Genomic DNA, 20,859 nt, shown 5'->3' on the forward strand with positions numbered 1-20,859 from the left:
CCACCAATTTACGAAAAGCCAGAAAAGACATCTGATATATCAGCCTAGTTAGCCTTCTCGCACCAGCCCAAAAATGTGCATCAGATCAACATTAACCCATTTAAGTATTATAAAAATCAATTTAAGATCTCTTTTTTATAAATTAAACCCGTAGATATAAAACAATTTGAGTTTTATCCCGTTAATTAAAATCAACACTGATATATTAGACCTTAGATATCAAAACAATCTCACAAGGAAACTGGCATGAAGAAAATCGTAGTTACTGGTGCAACCGGTCATTTAGGAAAGAAGGTATATGACTACTTGAGCGCTAGAGATGATCTGGATGTTTGGGGATTAGACATCCGCCCGAGTGATGATGAAAAAATTATTGTTGGCGACATCACTCAATATGAAGATCGTTGGGCAAGTGTATTTGAGGGCTGCTATGGCGTCATTCACCTAGCTGCTGACCGCGACAACCAATGTGGTTGGGAATCGGCTATCCCAAATAATATCGATGCTTCTTACAACGTATTCCATGCAGCCTCAAAGCATAACGTAAAACGCTTTGTATTTGCGAGTTCCAACTGGGTTGTTGGCGGCTATCGCTTCGTCAATGCCAACTTAACTCCAGATATTACCCCAAATCCAGTCAATCCATATGGAGTAACCAAGCTAGTCGGTGAGCGGACTGGCCAGTACTTTGCGGATCATCATGGTATGGACGTTGTTAGTGCTCGTATCGGTTGGACTCAATGGACCCACGATAATCAGCCAGGTTCACACATGGAAATGGGCCGATGGGGACAGTTGATGTGGTTAAGTGACCGAGATTACTTACATGGCATGGAGCAATCACTATTTGCCGATATCAATGGCCATGTCGTAGTGAACCTCATGTCGAACAATAAGGGCATGAAGTGGTGTCTTGAAAGCTCGAAGAAAGCTATTGGTTATGAGCCACAAGACGGCTCTCCTGCGGACCTGCCACTCGAGGTCCGCATCAAAGAAATTTTTGCTTGGATGGGCCAACGCTGCATCCCGGCATTAAGTAAATGGATTAACAATCCAAGTTTCTAAATTCCTTCCTTAAAAGTTGCACAGACAACTGTTGGTTAGGGAAATCTAAAGTCAAAAAAACACGTGATCATTAGGAAAATGATATGAACAAAGCACATAGTAATGGATACCTATGGTTTATCTGTCTCGTTTCTGCCCTAGGTGGATTCTTTTTCGGATTTGACCTCATTGTTATCTCAGGCACCATCTCCCTCGTAAAAGCACAATTTGGTTTCTTGCCTTGGCAAGAAGGCTTCTTTGTAAGTAGTGCAGTCGTCGGCTGTATTGCTGGTACTGCACTGGCAGGTAAGCTCAGTGACCGATACGGCCGTAAAAAGAACCTGTTCTTAGCCGCATTAGTTCTGTTTATCTCAGCAATGGGTTGTACATTTGCAACCGACGCAAATACGCTGATTTTCTTCCGTCTAATCGGTGGGTTCGGTGTTGGTATCGCAACGCTTATTTCACCACTGTATATTTCAGAGATCTCACCTACCAATGTTCGTGGTCGAATGATCACTCTATTCCAGTTTGCTATTACCGTGGGCATCATGATTTCTTTGTTCTCTAATGCAGGGATTCAAAGTTACTCGAATTCTCTGATTGCGAGCGGAAATACTGAAGGTTTGATTGGTTGGTTATTTGGCTCAGAAGCATGGCGCGGTATGTTCCTAGCGGAAGGTATTCCTGGCATCGTTTTCGTGTTGATGTGTCTTGTGATTCCAGAGTCACCACGTTGGTTGATTGCCAACAACCGTGAGAAAGAAGCACGCGTAATCATCGAGAAAGTAGCAGGTAAATCGGAAGCAAATTCTCTTGTTCAAGATCTGAAAAACGTAATCTCAGAAGAGACTGGTAAATTTGCCGACCTCTTCAAAGGTGGAAACAAAAAAGCACTTAAGATTGCTGTTGCGCTCTCTTTCTTCTCTGAAATGAGTGGTATTACTGTAGTCTTCTTCTACGGTCCCACTATCCTAGAGAAAGCAGGCTTGTCTCTTGGTGATTCACTCGGTGGTTTTGCGATTATCGGTATCGTAAACGTCATCTTTACTGTTATCGCTTTATGGTTGATGGATATTGCTGGCCGTAAAAAGTTACTTCTTACCGGTACAATTGGTGTGATCATCGCTCACTCTTTGATTGGTATGCTGTTCTTAAATGGTCAAGACTCAGGCATGCTGTTGGTGTTCCTAATGTGTGCTTTCGTAGCGTTCTTCGCTTTCTCTATGGGTCCAATCAAGTTTGTTGTTATGAACGAAATTTTCCCAACCAAAGTTCGCGGACGTGCGGTAGCGATTGCAACCATCATGGTTTGGGTATGTCAGGCTTTCTTGAACCAGTTCTTCCCAATGCTTCGTGAAATCATTCCAGTGGGTGCGATCTTCTTGTTCTTCGCAGCAATCTTGATTCCTCAAATAATCTTCACCTTAAAAGTGATGCCAGAAACTAAAGGCATGTCACTCGAAGAGATTGAGCTGCAATGGAAAGCTCAAGATGAAGAAACTGAGCGTAAGCTTCAATCTGAAAAAGCATAAGTATAATAACTAACACACATCCAAGCTTCAGCTTGGATGTGTTATTTTAAGGAATAGCGTAAACATGAGTAAACAAGCTTCCGTATCCAATGCTCGCTTTATGTATACAGCAAGTTATACATACCCCCACTTTGCCCCAGGTGCATCGAAACAAAGTTCCGCTAAAGGGATTTCAGTCTACAAGATTGAAACTGATGGTTCATTAGAGCTCATACAAATCATCGAAACCCCTAACCCATCATTTATCACTTTAAACAAAGACAACACCATGCTTTACACTGTAAATGAGCTTGGTGTAGATGATAAAAAATTGGAAGGCATGGTAAGTGCTTTCAACATCAACCAACAAAGCGGTGAGCTCTCTTTTGTTAACTCTCAACCTACCCACGGCAATTGGCCATGCCATTGCGAGGTCGACGCAAGTGGTCGCTTCTTGATGAGTGCAAACTATGGCAGTGCTAATTTTGTGACTCATCCAATCAATGAAGATGGCAGCTTAGGTGAATGTGTTTATCAACACACAAACAAAGCGAATGGCTCTGGTGCTGAAGCAAACCGCCAATCAGCATCACACCCGCATATGATTACCAACAGCCCTTCAGGTAAGTATGTACTTGGCGTCGACTTAGGTATTGACCAAATTCTGTGTTGGACCATGGGAGAAAATGGCAGCTTGGACTCGGCTCCAGTTCCTATTGCCAACATAGCCTCAGGTAACGGCCCAAGACACCTAGTTTTCCACCCGTCCGAGAAAGCAGTTTATGTACTCAACGAGCTCTCTTCTTCTATTGATGTGTTCCGCTTTTATAGTGAAAGAGGAAGCATGATATGGACGCAATCTATCTCAATGTTGCCAACAGATAGTGACTATGTTCGCCCAGACTTCGACCCAACAAATCCTGGTAAAGTGATGCCCGGTGGTAATACTGGTGGCGAAATCTGTATCGACTCTAAAGGCAACTACCTTTACGCTAGCAACCGTGGAATGAATTCAGTCGCGCAATTCAAAGTGTCCCCTGAAACCTTCAAACTGACCGCATTAGACTGGGCACCAACGCAAGGCGATTGCCCGCGAGGCATGGCTATTGAGCCTGACGATTGTCACCTGTGTATCGGAAACCAAAACTCAGATCGAATCACACGGTTCACGATCGATCGTCAAACCGGGTTACTCAATACGAAGCCGACCTTTATCGATACACCAACACCTGTTGATTTTGCATTTATTGGTTACTAACAAATCGTCCGATTTCGCTGATAAGCTATTCAATGAATACTAAAAGTCATTGTTCATCTACAGGTAATGTTGTGATGACAGTGACTTTTAGTCAACATTAATTTGTATTACTTAACTAAGAGAAGGATGTTTAGAGTTAACCAATAAGTACAAACCCTCAACAATCTAAATTCTTGCTTATCTCCCCTCTCTCAATCTCAATAAATTGACCAGGATAATGAGCCGCAGTTATAGCATTAATCCTTATTATACAAAGGAATGATTACCCTTACCTTACCCAAACCATCGGTAAATATGTCAGTTTTGTTACCTATCTCACTTGTATGATTTATAACCCATTCCACTTCTGATTCATCGTCACAATTTTGAGTTATTGTACTACAAATAAGCATGTTCAATAGTTAGTATCCAATCGACTAAAAAATGACTAACAAAAGGTCTTACGATGGAACTTAATACCCTTATTGTAGGCATCTACTTCTTGTTCTTAATGGCAATTGGTTGGATGTTTAGAACATTTACAAGCACTACCAGCGACTACTTCCGCGGAGGCGGTAGCATGTTGTGGTGGATGGTTGGTGCAACCGCGTTTATGACTCAATTCAGTGCATGGACATTTACTGGTGCGGCAGGTAAAGCGTATGCAGATGGCTTCGCAGTAGCGGTCATCTTCCTTGCGAACGCGTTCGGTTATCTAATGAATTACCTATACTTCGCACCAAAATTCCGTCAACTACGTGTGGTTACGGTAATCGAAGCAATTCGTATGCGTTTTGGTAAGTTCAACGAGCAAGTGTTTACTTGGTCTGGCATGCCAAACAGCGTGATCTCAGCAGGTATCTGGCTGAATGGTCTCGCAATCATTGCATCGGGTATTTTCGGCTTCGACATGACGACGACGATTGTTGTGACGGGTCTGGTTGTACTTGTCATGTCAGTGACGGGTGGCTCATGGGCGGTAATCGCTTCTGACTTTATGCAGATGGTGATCATCATGGCAGTAACAGTGACTTGTGCTGTGGTTGCTATCGTTCAGGGTGGTGGTGTTACTGAAATCATCAACAACTTCCCAGTAGAAGAAGGTGCGTCCTTCGTATCCGGTAACAACCTAAACTACCTAAGCATCTTTGGTATTTGGGCATTCTTTATCTTCTTCAAACAATTCAGCATTACCAACAACATGTTGAACTCTTACCGCTATCTTGCAGCAAAAGACTCAAAGAACGCGAAGAAAGCTGCGCTACTTGCATGTATCCTGATGACCATGGGCCCACTGATTTGGTTCATGCCTTCTTGGTTCATTGCAGGTCAAGGTGTTGATCTAGCAGCACAATACCCAGACGCAGGTTCTAAAGCGGGTGACTTCGCATACCTATACTTCGTTCAAGAGTACATGCCAGCGGGTATGGTAGGTCTATTAATTGCCGCGATGTTCGCAGCAACAATGTCTTCAATGGATTCGGGACTAAACCGTAATTCAGGTATCTTCGTTAAAAACTTCTACGAGCCAATCCTGCGCCCTCATGCAACGGAAAAAGAGCTTGTAGTGGTATCTAAACTGACTTCAACCTTCTTTGGTGTTGCCATCATCTTGGTTGCTCTATTCATCAACTCACTAAAAGGCTTAAGTCTTTTCGACACCATGATGTATGTGGGTGCACTGATCGGCTTCCCTATGACGATTCCAGCGTTCTGTGGCTTCTTCATTAAGAAGACTCCGGACTGGGCTGGCTGGGGCACACTGGTTGTTGGTGGTGTTGTATCTTACTTCGTTGGCTTTGTCATCACAGCAGAAATGGTACAGAACTGGTTCAACCTGGAGCCATTAACAGGTCGTGAATGGTCTGACTTGAAAGTGGCTATCGGCCTAATCGGTCACCTTATCTTCACTGCAGGTTTCTTCTTACTATCAACGCTGTTCTACAAGCCACTTTCGGAAGAGCGCCAGAAGAACGTAGACAAGTTCTTCGAGAACCTCAGCACGCCACTAGTTGCGGAATCAACTGAACAGAAGAAGTTAGATAACAAACAGCGCCGTATGCTGGGTTCACTCATTGCAGTTGCGGGTGTTGGTGTTATGACCATGTTCGTCCTACCAAACCCAATGTGGGGACGTCTCATCTTTGTGTTCTGTGGTGTGATTGTTCTAGCGGTTGGTCTGCTACTAGTGAAAGCCGTTGACGACAAAGTTGAACAAGCTTCTGAAGTCGCAACTGAAAACTAACCTTCTACCTTATCAAGCGGCCGTTATGCGGCCGCTTTCTGTTCCCAAACATAAGATCAAATCAATGAATAAAACACTAATCAGTGGCGTTATCGCTGCCTCTATTTCTGCCCTAACCCTAGTGGGTTGCAATTCCTTACCAAGCCAAACAACCGAGGCAGCTGATCCTGCAATTGTTGAAACAGCAGTCAATGAGATTACTAGAGATTACCTATTAGCAACGAACCGCCTGAATGCTGTTGATGGAAGCTCGATTGAAGTTCAATCCGCAGATGCCGTAGAGTCCCTCAAACAACAAATAGAGAACGCAACAGACGGTTCAACCATTATCATTCCTGCTGGTAAATACGCCGATCTTGATGTCGTGACCATCAAAGCGAACAACATCACCATCAAGGCAGAACAACCTGGGAGCGTTTGGCTAACAGGCTTGGTTCAACTTCGCCTTGAGGGCAACAACATCACAATCGATAGCCTTGTATTCACTGAAGGTGGTCCTGCGGAACGCTTTGGTGGTGTGCGAATGATGGGTAACGACAACACGCTACAAAACTCTACCTTCTACTACTTCAACCACGCTTACGAATACCAACCAGACGAGCGTCGATCAGAGTATCCGAAGTACTTGTGGGTCTCTCTGTGGGGTAAAGATGGCAAGGTGCTCAACAACCGTTTTGAAGGCAAGCAAAAGCGCGGTACGCTGATTGGTGTTCAAAAAGATGACACTCCAGATAATCACCTCATCGACAACAACATTTTCTTGGACCAAAAACCAAACCAGTTCAATGAGTTCGATATCAAAGAAGCGATCCGCTACAACGGCAACAGCTGGGAAGCGATTCGAATTGGTGATTCAAAATCTTCACAATGGGAATCTAACTCTAAGTTCACTAACAATCTGATGATCGACATGGATGGTGAACGTGAGCTTATCTCCATTAAATCAGGCGGCAATGAGATTTCAGGCAACACCATCTTCGAAAGTGCCTCACTGATCTCCCTTCGTCACGGCAAAGCGAACACCGTGAAAGACAACGTGATTTTGGGTAATGAAAAACTGCTCACTGGCGGTATGCGTATTTACGATGAAGACCATATAATCGAGAACAACTACATTACTGGCACACGTGGACGTGATGGTGAGATTGAAGGCAATGCAGATCTGCGCGGCGGTATCGTAATCAACACCGGTATCATCGATGTTGCCAACAATGAGAAGCTAGACCAAGCGGTAAAAGGCAAGGAGCTCAACAAACAGTGGACGCCAAAGAACATCACAGTGCGTAATAACACGCTGGTTGATACTGAGTGGGGCATTGTCTATGGCAACCAAACACACCGTGTAAGCCTGTTCAACAACAGCGAAGTGGAGAACATTTTCGCAGGTGTGGATATTCACTTTGATAGCAACATCGTTGCCAACCAACAAGATCAGTTTGTTAGCGTGCGTGCGACAGAAGAGCTGCCGTTGGTAAATCCAACCTACAACAACGAAGTGTATGTAGGCACAGTCACTCAAGCTGAGCAAATTACGTCTTACGCAGTAGAGCTGCCACAGAGTGAAGAAGTAAATGGCTTTACTCAATACCAAGGTGTGGGGGCTGATGTAAATTCACTTTCGGTTGTGACAGCAGAAACAGCGGGCCCCGATTATCTCCTAACAAACGCTAGCAAGTAGTCGTCTTAGCGAGTTTGAATGTCAAAAGGCAGCGTCGATAGTTTGTATTAGTTCAGATAGTTCAACGCTGCCTTTTTGATCGGTGATAATTATCTATAACCGACTCTACCTATTCATTACTCTTTAGGCAGGTGACCCGTCTTCTTCGCCAGTTTCTGCATTGCCTCAGCAAAGGTTGTTGTTCCACCTTTCGCTTTAACCTGCACTACCTTATACCCCATTTTTTCCAGCGCTTGGCGCTCTTCCAAAACTGCAGCATCGTCTTGTTGACTACCCGGTACCGGCTGATGAATGTAGCACCCCTCTAGTTGACCATCTTCAACCAGTTGGTGGTGCTTCAGTGTGTTGATATCAAAATTCATAAGTTCTTTTGCCTAAATGGGGGTTGTCTGTGGAGGTCACATCTATTTGATAGTTTGTACCTTAAGGCATTTTAGCTATAAAAAGCCAATGTAAAATCCGACATTCATTGACTGTTACCCAGTACAGTTTGCACCCGCATAAAACAAAAAAGGCGAACCAACCGATTCGCCTTACTGATTCTTTAAGATTTAGACTTTAAAGGGTCATTGTCTGGCAACGCATTGTTAACCCAAACAGCCAACCTATGCTTGATGCTTGCACCGTCTAGTTTGCTTTCAGGAAGTGGCGTGATCTGCTTTGCATCGACCAGAAATAAGTAAATTGCTTTAACTCTTAGGGGCTGTGGTGATTGAGGGAGGTCAAAGCCTTGCATCTTTGCCAACTGCCCTCCGATCTCAAGAGCCTTCTTAATCAGTTTGTCTTCATTGTGAAGCTTGGAATTTTTTGACATCGAGAACGTCCTCTTTTTCACTCTGGTTAAGAATACATTAAGTGTCACCAGCAGCGCGTTATTGAGCTCTCATATTAATAAAATTATACAAATCCAAGTAGTCACCTAAAGTCAATTGCTATCAAAAGGCATTGAAATGATAAAGAAGAACTCGAGTAGCTAACATTATCGATTCGAGTTCTTCTTAAGGAAAAGCTAGTTAGGGAGTCGAGTGAACACACGCTGACGAATAACATCGTATGCCCAGTTGAACACAATGGCATACACAACAAAAAATACCACTAAGCCGATATCCATAATCAGTACTGTCCAAAAGTCCATCTGCAGCGCCCACATTAATACTGGGAGTGTTAGGACTAACATTCCCAACTCAAAGCCCAAACCATGAGCTACTCGAACCGCTAATGTTCTATTTATTCGGTCAGCGCCGAACAACTTGTCGTAGATAAAGTTGTAGGCGTAATTCCATCCCATCGCTATCAGAGACATAAACAAGGCAAGCCCTGCCATCTTCGATGCATCATTGCCGGTAATTAAGGTCGCCAGTGTTGTCATTAAAACTAACGCAACCAATTCGAACAGAATCGAATGCAGGATTCTCTCTTTGTGTGACATATCAATCTCAGTATTAATCAACTTGCGAACAATAGTATCTGTAATTAAGATTGAATAAAGATACTAACCATCATCAATACTGATATGTATAACGTCGACCAACTACGCATGTTTGTTGAAGCAGCTGAACTTGGTTCCTTCTCAGCATGTGCAAGAAAACTGGGTAAGGTCCAATCTGCGGTCAGCCAGGGCATCAATAACTTAGAGATTGATTTTAATGTTCAGCTTTTTGACCGTTCTACGCGCAAGCCAACACTGACACCTGAAGGCAGGCAATTGCTTAAACAAGCAAGAGCGATCATTTTGCAGATGGAAGATTTTGAATCGTCTGTCAAATCGATTGAGCAAGGCGATGAAGAGCGAGTTCGATTGGTGTTGGATGACGCTATTTTTGTCGACAAGCTTGGTAAGATCTTCGCAGATTTTTCAGAATGTTTTCCAGCGACCGAACTGGATGTTCTAGCAGTCGCGACGACCGATGTGATCGATCGTCTAACCAGCGGCAAGGCAGATATTGGTTTGATGCTCACAGACATGAACTTCCACAAAGATGTCAGCCCATGCTTTATCGGTAACCTACCATTCAAAGCGGTAACCCATCCACAACACCCATTAGCCAGACTGGACAGCGTTGATATTTCAGATGCAATTCAGTACCAGCAGTTATTACTCAAGGGCGAAAACGAACACACTCTGCCACAGTTTCCAATTGTTGCAGCGAAAGTATGGTGGTCAAACAGCTTCCAGGTGATGTGTAACATGCTCAAATCAGCCCCCATTGGATGGGCGTATGTACCACTTCATCTCGTAGAAAATGACCTAAACAACCACTCACTTGTCGCACTTAACATTGTGATTGACCATAAAGCCTGGAGCCCACCAGTCGATATCGTTACCTTAAAAAGTAAGAGTAAGGGGCGAGCACTGCGTTGGTTAGAGCAACATCTAAAACAGCTATTGGATGATTAAAATAGAGATACCAATAAGGCAGCGTCAATAGCTCAATGCTGCCTTTTTACTTCGATATTCTTAAACACACTTATGTCTGAGACACGCTTTAATAAGGGGTGTCTCCCCCATATCCGGTAGGCAATACAGTATTACCCTAAAAGCTCAACCACGACTTATTTGCATGGAATGGGGTAACTGAATTTCGACTGATTAAATTTCCATTTAAGATCTTCGGTTCATATGGAACAGCTTCATCACGTAGCTTAAGCGCTAACTTAACAGCACTCTCTGCCATGAGTTCAATCGGTAAGTCTATGGTTGTTAATTCTGGGGTTGAAAACTCACCAAAAGGATCATTATCTATACCAATAACTGATACTTGACTTGGAACGTGAACCCCTTCTTCTGACAAAGCTTTGATCGCTCCCAAAGCCATATTATCGTTAAATGCGAGAATCGCCGTAAACTTCACATTTAACTTCAAGAGGTTGGTACACAGATCATATCCACTTCTTATATGGTAATCACCGGATAACACTAAAGATGGATTATAAGGCAATCTAGATGATTCTAAAGCTCGCTTATAACCTTCGATACGAGCTTTTCCTGTTGGATTGTCTATTGGACCAGTTATGCATGCGATGCTCTTATGACCGCATGAAATCAAATGTTCCATTGCGGTCACGATAAGACTCGATTGATCAATGGATACTGAATGGTAATTCCCTGCCATAGAGGCACGGTTTAACACAACAAAAGGCACGGACAATTGTGATTCTAACGTTTGTATATGCTCATCAGATAGGGTTCGGCTATAAAGTAAAATAGCATCACATTGCCCTTCTAGTTGTCTAATTACTTCATATTCATGTTTGGGGTTATTCTTACCATCGATTACTGTTAGTGTTTTGCCTTCTGATTGAAGTTGAATTGAGATTTGCTGTAAAAGCACACCCCACCTAGTACTGTCATAGTTAGACAGTACCAATGCCACTGTATCAGTTTTATTTGTCGCTAAAGCTTGAGCGGTCCGGTTTGGACGGTAACCCAACTGTTCCATCGCGGCGAAGACACTATCTTTTGTCGATTGTTTAACCTGACCTGTGCCGTTGATCACACGCGAGACTGTTGCTTTGGAGACTCCAGCAAGTTTGCTGACATCAACAATGGTACTCATTCTATTCCTTTCATCACTTACCCACGTTACGTTTGGATATTATTATAAGTTATTGTTTATATGGACCAATTATCGAAAAATAAAGTTTTCCTACCGTCTACTAAAACATAGTAACCCCTAAATTCGAACCCGATTTCTTACCTAATGTGATACCCGTCATCAATTGTAGCATTGAGTAACGATATTTTATGACATTTCTCACACAAGTGTAACCGGTTTCTGTAAACGGTTTCTGAAACCGGTTACATTTTTCTCGTACTCTACAACGCTTACAAGATTAAGTGATAAATAAGAAAAGGAACTAAATCATGATCAACATTTTATTGTGCTGTGCTGCTGGTATGTCTACTAGCATGGTCGTAAACAAAATGAAGCAATCTGCGGCAGCGAAAGGAATTGAAGCGCATATTGAAGCTGTGGGATTAGATGAATTCGAGTCGAACCTTCCAAACTTCGATTGCGTTTTACTAGGTCCACAAATTAAATACAAACTTAATGATTTCAAAGAGATTGCTGATGCTGCTAACAAACCAATTTCTGTAATGAATCAAATGGATTACGGCATGATGAAAGGCGAAAAAATCCTTAACGATGCAATCACAATGCTAAATCAATAAGAGGGATATCACGATGAAAGCATTATTCGATTTTCTAGAAAACACCTTAACACCGATAGCAGGCCGACTGGCAACTCAAAAGCACGTGTGTGCAATTCGTGACGGCTTCATTGGCGCAATGCCCTTCATGATCGTGGGTTCTTTCTTGCTTGTGTTTGCTTTTCCTCCTTTTTCGGAAGATACCGCGTTTGCCTTAGGTCAATGGTGGATTTCAATGTCATCCACCTATTTTGATGAAATCATGACCCCTTTTAATATGAGTATGGGGATTATGTCATGTTATATCTCTGCTTGTATCGCGTATAACCTAGCAAATAGCTACAAGTTAGATGCTCTACCAACGGCAATGCTTTCATTGATGTCATTTCTTTTGATAGCAGCACCGATGAAAGATGGTGCTCTGTCTGCAACGTACCTTGGTGGCACTGGTATCTTTACTGCAATCATTGTTGCGATCTTTGTTACTGAACTGACTCGTTTCTTAAAAGTTCATAATATTGGCATTAAAATGCCGGAGCAGGTGCCTGATAAAATTCGTCAGTCATTTAACCTGCTGATCCCAACAATGATCGTGATAGTTACGATTTATCCACTAAACCTTCTAATTCAAAACAATTTCGATATGCTACTTCCAGGTGCAATTATGGCTCTATTCCAGCCATTGGTATCAGCATCTGACACATTGCCAGCAATTTTACTTGCTGTACTTGTTGCACACACTCTATGGTTTGCTGGTATTCATGGCTCGGCAATTGTTTCTGGCATCATGGCACCTTTCTGGCTTTACAACCTAGGCGTAAACCAAGAAGCACTTGCTGCTGGAATGGAGCTGCCTCAAGTGTTTATTGAACCATTTTGGTCTTTCTTCATTGTATTAGGTGGCTCTGGTGCGACGTTCTCATTAGTTCTACTTTACCTGAGAAGTAAATCTGCCCACCTTAAAACAATCGGTCGTCTTGGTGTAGTGCCAGCAATGTTCAACATCAATGAACCTGTAATCTTTGGTTCGCCAATCGTAATGAACCCTATCATGTTCATCCCATTTGTCGGCGCTCCAATGATCAACGCAATCATCGCTTACTTCGCGACAAGCATGGACTGGATCGGAAAAGTTGTGTCACTGGTTCCTTGGACAGCACCAGCACCAATCGGTGCGGCATGGGGTGCTGGATGGCAACTAAACAATGCAGTATTAGTGTTCATTCTAATTGGTGTAAACCTGGTTGTTTACTACCCATTCTTCAAAATTTACGAAAAACAGTTGCTTGCAGAAGAGCAGCCTCAAGACACAGATTCTACTCAAGATAACAAATCTGGTGAGCAGAGCTTCGCGTAACATTCATCCAATTCAATAGAGTGGGTAATCCCGCTCTATTCATCAAAATTACTGAGGATACCCACATGGAACTAGAATCAACCGTAATGGAATTGATCATCAATGCTGGCGAGTCAAAAAGCCTAGCAATGCAAGCGCTACAGAATGCAAAGAAAGGTGAATGGGCGGAAGTTGACTCATTGCTAACACAATCGACTGAAGCATCAAAGCGTGCTCATAAGGTTCAAACAGAGCTCATCGGAATGGATGAAGGTGAAGGGAAAGTACCCGTAAACCTAATTATGGTCCATGCGCAAGACCACATTATGACAGCGATGCTCGCTCGTGAGTTGATTGAAGAACTGATCAATCTACACCGTAAGATTCAATAAACAACTAATAAAAAAAAGAGATAAACATGAAACCTAAGAATCTAACTCCTTTTCCTACCGATTTCTTTTGGGGTGCGTCAACCTCAGCTTACCAAGTTGAAGGCGCTTGGAACGAAGATGGCAAAGGCCCATCTGTTATAGATATGGCTCCAGTTGTTGAAGGTACAACAGATTTTAAAGTTACTAGTGACCACTACCACCACTACAAAGAAGATGTAGCACTTTTTGCAGAGCTAGGCTTGAAAGCATATCGTTTCTCTGTTGCTTGGACGCGTATCTTCCCTAATGGTGACGGAGAAATTAACCAGAAAGGCGTTGAATTTTACAGCAACTTAATCGACGAACTGCTCAAACACAATATTGAACCAATCCTAACGATTTATCATTTTGACTTACCATACGCTTTACAACAAAAAGGCGGATGGTCAAATCGTGACACTGTTGATGCGTTTGCACTGTACTCTAAAACACTATTCGAGCTATACGGCGACCGTGTTAAGTACTGGCTAACAATTAACGAACAGAACATGATGATCTTACACGGCGATGCCATTGGTACTAAGAGTGTTAGCGGCGAAAATCCGGTGAAAGATCTCTACCAACAAAACCACCACATGTTGCTGGCACAAGCGAAAGCGATGGTACTTTGTCACGATATGCTTCCGGAAGCTAAAATTGGCCCTGCGCCAAATATCTCAACGATTTACCCTGCGTCTTCAAAACCAGAGGATGTTCTTGCTGCGAACACGTTCTCAGCTATTCGTAACTGGTTATACCTTGATATGGCTGTCTACGGTCGCTACAACCCAACAGCGATGCGATTCTTAAAAGAGCGTGATGCAACACCTGAGATTGCAGAAGGTGATATGGATATTATGGCTCAAGCTAAGCCTGATTTTATCGCCTTTAACTACTACAACTCACAAACTGTTGCTGAAAGTACTGGTGATGAGAGCGACATCAATTCAACTGGCGACCAGCAAATCACGATTGGTGAAGTCGGTGCTTACCGTGGTACCGAGAACCCGAACCTAGTTAAAAACGAGTTTGGATGGGAGATTGACCCGGTTGGTTTCCGTACCACAATGCGTGAAATTTACGAACGTTATGCTCTACCTCTTATTGTGACTGAGAATGGTCTAGGTGCCTTTGATACTGTTGAGGCTGACGGTTCAATTGATGATAGCTACCGTATCGAATATCTACAGCAACACATTGACCAGGTTCAGCTTGCTATCACTGATGGTGTTGAGGTCTTCGGTTACAGCCCTTGGTCTGCAATTGACCTAGTCAGCACTCACCAAGGCTGTGCTAAGCGTTATGGTTTTATTCATGTTGACCGCGAAGAGTTTGACCTAAAAGAGATGAAACGCTCTAAAAAGGCAAGCTTCCATTGGTACAACGCCCTTATCTCCAAACACACTGCATAACCAATCCGAATGCTTGGGGTCTACGCTCCAAGCATTCAATTAAACCAGGAAAAGATTATGAAATTCTCCAACAGTTTTCTGTTTGGCGCAGCCACTGCCGCTTATCAAATAGAAGGCGCAATCGATAAAGATGGTAAGGGTCCAAGTAACTGGGATGAATTCGTTAAAATCCCAGGCAAAACCTTTGAAAACACAACGGGCGAATTAGCTGTAGATCACTACCATCGTTATAAAGAAGACATTAGACTCATGGCAGAAATGGGGCTAGAGTCATACCGTTTTTCTATCGCTTGGCCACGTATCATCCCTAACGGCACTGGTGAAGTGAACCAGAAGGGTATCGATTTCTACAATAGTATTATCGATGAATGCTTAAGCTACGGAATTGTACCATTTGTAACTCTGTACCACTGGGATTTACCATTGGAACTAGAGAAACAAGGTGGATGGACGAATAAAGCAACCATTGATGCATTTGTTCATTACGCCAAAGTGTGTTTTGAAGCATTTGGGGACCGTGTTAAACACTTCATAACCTTCAATGAAACGGTTGTATTCTGCGGTCACGGCTACCTTGCTGGTGCCCATCCGCCAGGTATTAAGGATGAGCCTAAGCTCTACTTTCAAGCCACTCATAATGTATTTTCAGCTCATGCGAAAGCAGTACTCGCATACAAAGAGCTAAAACAATATGGTGATATCGGCTTAAGCCACGTATTCTCTCCTGCATTTTCAGTTGACGATAACGTAGAAAACAAATGGGCAGAGCGTCATGCCAACCAATTTGGCATCAACTGGTATTATGATCCGATTCTAAAAGGTAACTATCCTGACTACGTACTTAAGATCCTTGAAGATCGCGGTTGGATGCCTGAAATACTTGAGGAAGAAAGACTCGCATTAACCCAAGCAGCTCCACTCAACGACTTTATTGGTTTGAACTACTATCAACCCGTACGAGTAGAAAGAATTCTTGGCCAAGCAGAACACGTTGAGCATTCACGAGAAAATGCCACAGGTGCTCCTGGCAACCCAAGCTTTGATGGTGAATACCGCAGCGTATCAATGAAAGACAAGCGTTACACCAAGTGGGGCTGGGAAATTTCACCAGAAGGCTTTGTTGATGGGCTAAGGCTTCTAAAAGACTATTACGGTGATGTGACTATGTACATCACCGAAAATGGTCTAGGCGATGAAGATCCTATTATTGAAGGTGAAGTTTGTGATATTCCTCGAATCAACTTCATTAATGACCACCTAGTCGCGGTGAAAAAAGCAATCGATGAAGGTGTGAACATCCAAGGCTATTATGCATGGTCAGCAATTGACTTACTTAGCTGGCTGAATGGCTATAAAAAACAATATGGCTTCATCTATGTAGACCACCAACACAACCTAGACAGAAAGAAAAAAGCTTCTTTCCATTGGTATAAAAGCATTATAGAGAGTCGAGGTGAAACACTAAACTATCCGACCTAGCAACAAGCGAGCTGTTGTCCTTGATATCAGTAGCTCGCTAAAAACAACTGATAGAACTGCGTGGAGTAACCCATATTCATCACATCAAATTAGTGCCCTAGCATAAGTACTAAACTAGGGTCTGGCATTAAGGTAAAACGGATAGCCAAGCTATCCGTTCAGTTCACTGTACTATTTAGATTCAACGTCCTTTAGGAAGCTATCCAGAACCTTGTTGAACTGCTCTGGACGCTCCCAGAACATAGCGTGCTTACCAAAGAAAGAAGCCGATGCGTTTGGTGTGTTCTTCTCGATCCACTTCTCAGCCACTGGCTTCCACTCATCACGAATCACCCATGCCATTGGCTTTTCAGCATCAAAGCTTTGTGCCTCTGCCGTGTAGTCTAGGTAGAAACCCGTCGCGTTAAGGGTTGCGCCTGCTGAAGCTGACGTTTGGTGTGCCATGTCTTTCCAGAATTTCACGGCTTCTTGGTTTTCTGTGTCTTCAAGCATCCAAGGAACAAAGTTGTCGATTAGCGTATTTTTGTCTTCTAGGATGGTGGTAGTAGACCAGTTCGAGCGACCATCTGAATCATCACGTAGGTACCATGTAAAGTCTGCGTAGCTTTCACTTGCGATTTTTGGCGATGCATCAATCAGCATTAGGCCGTTAAGGTTATCGTCACCGAATTGATTCACGTAAGACAAAGTCTCTGCCACGCCATAAGACCAACCTACCAGTGTTACATCTTTTAACTCAAGCTTATCCATAAATGCTGCAAGGTCGCGGCCGTGCTGCATATAGGTGTTACCTTCCATTGTCTTGGTTGAAAGGCCTTGGCTGCGCGGTGAATAAGCGATTGCGGTGTACTCATCAGAACCTTCAAAATGTGCTAGCTGCTTTTCGAATGCATTTGCAGACATTAGCCAACCAGGCGTGAAAACAATCGTTTTTTCACCATGGCCTGCTGTTTCGTAGTGCATAGTCAGTTCAGGGCTAATCTGTACGTATTCAGCATGCGCGGCTGCACCGGTAAGGGCCATTGCGCTAACGAGTAGTGTTTTACCTAGAGTTGAGATTGTTTTTTTTGAAAGTTGAATTGTCGATTTCATGATAGAACCTTAAATAATTAACGAATTTAAATGTGCTTTTTAATAACGGCTTGCCGTTGGAACAGGTGTATTAAACCTCAACTCAACCTTCATGATTAGAGGGTCAAAATCGAAAATACTTTCCTAAATATGGAAAGATAAAACGAATAGCCAAGATCAAAAAAGCCCCAGCTTCTAGAAGACTAAAAGCTGGGGCTAAAATTGCTTTTACGCGAGTTTTTCACGGCCATGTGGACTAAGCAGATCGAGGTCAGGGCCTGCTGGCACTATTTGACTTGGATTAATCATGGTGTGGCTAAAGTAATAGTGCCGCTTTATATGAAAGAAATCGGTCACTTCTGCAATTCCATCATGTTGATATAAATCCTTCAGGTAATTTTGTAGATTCTTATAGTCAGAAATACGCTTCTTATTACATTTAAAGTGACCAACGTAGACAGCATCAAAACGAATAAGAGTAACGAACAAGCGCCAATCCGCCTCGGTGAGTGTTTGTCCCAATAAATAGCGATTGAATCCTAAATGCTCATCAAGCTTATCTAAGGCAGCAAAGAGATTATCAAATGCTTCTTCATACGCTTGCTGTGAAGTCGCAATGCCACAACGGTATACCCCATTGTTGATATTCGGGTAGATAAACTCGTTCCATGAATCAATTTGAGCACGTAAATCAATAGGATAAAAGTCATCTAGGTTTCCCGTTAAGTGATTGAACTCGCTGTTAAACATACGAATAATTTCTGAAGATTCATTGCTGACAATGGTTTGTGTTTGCTTATCCCAAAGCACGGGTACGGTAACTCGACCGGTATAGTCTGGTTTAGCGTGAGTATATAACTGGTGTAAAAAGTGATAGCCCAAAAGAGGTTCTGGCTTACACATTGTCCAACCATTAGACAGCATATCTGGATTCACAACGGTGATAGAAATATGCTTATCAAGCCCTTTTAGCTTTAAAAAAATCAGCGTTCTATGTGCCCATGGACACGCATAAGAGACATAAAGGTGGTAGCGACCTGACTCGGCAGGGTACATGGCATGGTCTTTATTCTCTATCCAATGACGAAAGCCAGCATCTTCTCTAACAAATCGTCCACCATTTGATTTTGTGTCGTAGCCAATATCAAACCACTTCCCTTGAATAAGTTTTCCCATTTCATTTTCTCCTAATCATGTTTTGTTGGCGCTATTAAAAAACAAAGAGAGGACATTGATTAGAGGGGCTTTTCAGAAATGATTTTTCTAAAAATGGAAAGGTATACTTTCCTATTTTTGGAAAAGTGATTTGAATATTCACTATCTAATCAGCAAACGATTTTGACCATAAACTGCTCCCCGAAATGCCAACGGCCTAGAGCCAAATTCACTTTTAGGAGAAAACTATGTTCTTTAAACGTAAATCGACAACGCTTGATGTGATTGATGCCCGCCGCTCGATTAATAATTTCGATTCGAGCAAAACGATTGACCAATTAACGATCAACAAGCTGATTGAATATGCGACAAAAGCACCTACGGCTTTTAATGTTCAGAACTGGCATTTTGTCGCGGTTCATTCGGCTGACCAAAAAGCCAAGCTTAAAGGTGCGGCTTATGGTCAGCAGAAGGTTGAAGATGCCGCCGTGACTTTTATCGTATCTGGCCTTCTTGAGCCTCAAAACCTAATCAGCCGCGCACTTGAGGCTTCAGAGGAAGAAAGTGTGCTGCCTAAAGAGATGGTGGAAGGCTGGATTGGTGCGGTAACCAACATGTATGGCGACAATCCCACTCTTCAACGTGATGAGGCGATTCGCTCTGCATCACTAGGTGGCATGACGCTGATGCTAGCCGCGCAAGAGATGGGCATGGTGTCGTGTCCAATGATCGGTTTCGACCCAGAAGCGGTGAAAAATGAGTTTAACCTTCCACAAACCGCTGTACCAGCGATGCTGATTCCGGTTGGTTTTGAGGGCGAAGAAAACTGGCCTCAAAAACCACGCCTACAAATTAAAGACGTACTCACGATCGTTTAATGCCTTTGTAAAACAGCACTGTTTAAGAAGGCACTAAGTTGTGCCTTTCTTTTTCATGATTTCTTTAAATGGACAACAAAATGAAAAAATCTTTCTTAGAAAAAGCGATCGTTGTGGCGTGTTTGAGCATTCCTTCTGTCTCTCCTGCTGCCAGCTTTCATGAGCTACCAAAAGAGTCCGGTTTCGACGGTTTCTTACTTATTGGAGCAACGAGTACCCAGTTTTCAAGCAATAGTGTCGCGGGAAATTCACTGACTCACGTTGAGCATAACTCGACCAATGGCTTAAACGATTCCCCGTCCTCCGAGAATGGCATGTCAGGCGTATTCACCGGAGAGTTGAACTACACCTTCGCCGGTGAAGGGATACAGCTTTACCTTGGTAATGAGTTGGAAGATGTATTGCGTTATGACTTAACCACTCAGTTTGGCGTGAGAAAAAGTCTACCAGGGAATGGGATTGCCAGCATCGCATTCCTTACTTCAGGAGTACTTCCTACTCATGTTTACGAAGACCCGTTCAATGTCGAGCAAACTAATGAGGCTGATCGCGATATGAACGGCGTGAAGCTTGGGTGGGACAATATGTTCGATAAAGGCATTAGTGTGGAAATGTCATTCAAAGATATTGATGTGGTTGAAGAAAACTCAGGCCAATCTCTTGTTGATAAAGGGATATTAACAAAGAGCGAGCAGCATTTGCTCGACCGTACCGGCACGACAACCACAATGCGCGTGAGTTACCTGCACTCGTTCTCCTCGAGTCATCATATTGAACCTACGGTGATCGCAGAGCGAGCAGATAAAGATGGTGAAGCCATTGCACATGATCGCTTCGGTATGTCTTTGTCTTACTTCTATCTAAATGGTCGCTTTAGCCTCGTGAGTCAGATGGCCTACAGCTACAGTGAGTATGACCAAATCAACCCCGTTTGGAACCATGATGAAGTTGAAGATAATAACAGTATCGCAGCATCAATGGTGCTCTCTTATGCTCGTCCATTTAACTGGCAGGATACGTCGTTTGTGACTTCTTTTGCTTACGGTAACGGCAATTCAAACATCGACTTTTATGACTCAGATATTGCAACGGCATCTATTGGGATGCTTTACCAGTTCTAATTTGGCCCTAACATAATGAAGTTATGGATTTTTTAGCTTAGCTTTCCAAACAAAATAACCTGCAACATTCTTTTCATTATTAGGAAGGCTAGACTAATATTCAGTTTATTACCTTCATTTTTGGGA

Annotated in this window: 19 protein-coding genes; 13 read left to right on the plus strand and 6 right to left on the minus strand. The window is 43.0% G+C overall.

Features of this window, described 5'->3' with window-relative positions; all coding sequences use genetic code 11:
• Positions 1-246 precede the first annotated feature (246 nt).
• The 5 genes from DPF91_RS02740 (at position 247) to DPF91_RS02760 (ending at position 7,718) form a co-directional block, all read left to right on the plus strand.
• Positions 247-1,065 carry an NAD-dependent epimerase/dehydratase family protein gene (locus tag DPF91_RS02740; protein ID WP_117232895.1) on the plus strand — a complete coding sequence of 273 codons (819 nt, stop codon included), beginning with the start codon at positions 247-249 and terminating at the stop codon, positions 1,063-1,065.
• A gap of 83 nt (positions 1,066-1,148) precedes the next feature.
• Complete coding sequence (locus DPF91_RS02745; RefSeq protein ID WP_117232896.1) at positions 1,149-2,579, plus strand: sugar porter family MFS transporter; 1,431 nt, start codon at positions 1,149-1,151, stop codon at positions 2,577-2,579.
• A gap of 64 nt (positions 2,580-2,643) precedes the next feature.
• Complete coding sequence (locus DPF91_RS02750; protein ID WP_117232897.1) at positions 2,644-3,816, plus strand: lactonase family protein; 1,173 nt, start codon at positions 2,644-2,646, stop codon at positions 3,814-3,816.
• 445 nt (positions 3,817-4,261) lie between these two features.
• Positions 4,262-6,040: a sodium:solute symporter family protein gene (locus DPF91_RS02755; protein WP_117232898.1), complete on the plus strand. Its 1,779-nt coding sequence runs from the start codon at positions 4,262-4,264 to the stop codon at positions 6,038-6,040.
• Between the two features lie 64 nt (positions 6,041-6,104).
• A complete protein-coding gene (locus DPF91_RS02760; protein WP_117232899.1) occupies positions 6,105-7,718 on the plus strand; it encodes a polysaccharide lyase 6 family protein in 1,614 nt (537 codons plus the stop codon).
• A gap of 116 nt (positions 7,719-7,834) precedes the next feature.
• Here DPF91_RS02760 and DPF91_RS02765 read toward each other — a convergent pair whose 3' ends face one another.
• The 3 genes from DPF91_RS02765 to DPF91_RS02775 all read right to left on the minus strand — a co-directional run bounded on the left by DPF91_RS02765 (position 7,835) and on the right by DPF91_RS02775 (position 9,147).
• Positions 7,835-8,080 carry a hypothetical protein gene (locus tag DPF91_RS02765; protein WP_117232900.1) on the minus strand — a complete coding sequence of 82 codons (246 nt, stop codon included), beginning with the start codon at positions 8,078-8,080 and terminating at the stop codon, positions 7,835-7,837.
• A gap of 182 nt (positions 8,081-8,262) precedes the next feature.
• Entirely contained in the window at positions 8,263-8,532 is a 270-nt protein-coding gene (locus DPF91_RS02770) for a DUF5062 family protein (RefSeq protein ID WP_117232901.1), read from the minus strand.
• 195 nt (positions 8,533-8,727) lie between these two features.
• On the minus strand, positions 8,728-9,147 hold the full coding sequence (locus DPF91_RS02775; protein WP_117232902.1) for a PACE efflux transporter: 420 nt from the start codon (positions 9,145-9,147) through the stop codon (positions 8,728-8,730).
• A gap of 84 nt (positions 9,148-9,231) precedes the next feature.
• Between DPF91_RS02775 and DPF91_RS02780 the strand changes: the two genes are divergently transcribed.
• Entirely contained in the window at positions 9,232-10,116 is an 885-nt protein-coding gene (locus tag DPF91_RS02780; RefSeq protein WP_164684011.1) for a LysR family transcriptional regulator, read from the plus strand.
• Between the two features lie 136 nt (positions 10,117-10,252).
• On the opposite strand, the gene DPF91_RS02785 is transcribed toward DPF91_RS02780, so the two are convergent.
• Positions 10,253-11,275: a LacI family DNA-binding transcriptional regulator gene (locus DPF91_RS02785; RefSeq protein ID WP_117232903.1), complete on the minus strand. Its 1,023-nt coding sequence runs from the start codon at positions 11,273-11,275 to the stop codon at positions 10,253-10,255.
• A gap of 308 nt (positions 11,276-11,583) precedes the next feature.
• On the opposite strand from DPF91_RS02785, the gene DPF91_RS02790 reads away from it, so the two are divergent.
• From DPF91_RS02790 to DPF91_RS02810, 5 genes are all read left to right on the plus strand, one after another.
• Positions 11,584-11,892: a PTS sugar transporter subunit IIB gene (locus DPF91_RS02790; RefSeq protein ID WP_102332275.1), complete on the plus strand. Its 309-nt coding sequence runs from the start codon at positions 11,584-11,586 to the stop codon at positions 11,890-11,892.
• Positions 11,893-11,905: 13 nt separating this feature from the next.
• On the plus strand, positions 11,906-13,228 hold the full coding sequence (locus DPF91_RS02795) for a PTS sugar transporter subunit IIC (RefSeq protein WP_117232904.1): 1,323 nt from the start codon (positions 11,906-11,908) through the stop codon (positions 13,226-13,228).
• Between the two features lie 65 nt (positions 13,229-13,293).
• A complete protein-coding gene (locus DPF91_RS02800) occupies positions 13,294-13,599 on the plus strand; it encodes a PTS lactose/cellobiose transporter subunit IIA (protein ID WP_102332273.1) in 306 nt (101 codons plus the stop codon).
• 26 nt (positions 13,600-13,625) lie between these two features.
• Entirely contained in the window at positions 13,626-15,029 is a 1,404-nt protein-coding gene (locus DPF91_RS02805; RefSeq protein WP_117232905.1) for a glycoside hydrolase family 1 protein, read from the plus strand.
• 57 nt (positions 15,030-15,086) lie between these two features.
• Positions 15,087-16,508, plus strand: coding sequence for a glycoside hydrolase family 1 protein (locus DPF91_RS02810; RefSeq protein ID WP_117232906.1), 1,422 nt, complete (start codon positions 15,087-15,089; stop codon positions 16,506-16,508).
• A gap of 171 nt (positions 16,509-16,679) precedes the next feature.
• On the opposite strand, the gene DPF91_RS02815 is transcribed toward DPF91_RS02810, so the two are convergent.
• Both DPF91_RS02815 and DPF91_RS02820 read right to left on the minus strand, forming a co-directional pair.
• Positions 16,680-17,600, minus strand: coding sequence for an alpha/beta fold hydrolase (locus tag DPF91_RS02815; protein ID WP_206355533.1), 921 nt, complete (start codon positions 17,598-17,600; stop codon positions 16,680-16,682).
• Between the two features lie 207 nt (positions 17,601-17,807).
• On the minus strand, positions 17,808-18,755 hold the full coding sequence (locus DPF91_RS02820) for a glutathione S-transferase family protein (protein WP_117232907.1): 948 nt from the start codon (positions 18,753-18,755) through the stop codon (positions 17,808-17,810).
• Positions 18,756-18,982: 227 nt separating this feature from the next.
• On the opposite strand from DPF91_RS02820, the gene DPF91_RS02825 reads away from it, so the two are divergent.
• A complete protein-coding gene (locus tag DPF91_RS02825; RefSeq protein ID WP_117232908.1) occupies positions 18,983-19,612 on the plus strand; it encodes a nitroreductase family protein in 630 nt (209 codons plus the stop codon).
• Between the two features lie 80 nt (positions 19,613-19,692).
• Complete coding sequence (locus DPF91_RS02830) at positions 19,693-20,733, plus strand: DUF2860 family protein (protein WP_164684014.1); 1,041 nt, start codon at positions 19,693-19,695, stop codon at positions 20,731-20,733.
• The last annotated feature ends 126 nt before the right edge of the window (positions 20,734-20,859 follow it).

Source organism: Vibrio maerlii, from assembly GCF_003415655.1.
In the GTDB taxonomy this organism is placed as follows: Bacteria; Pseudomonadota; Gammaproteobacteria; order Enterobacterales; family Vibrionaceae; genus Vibrio; species Vibrio maerlii.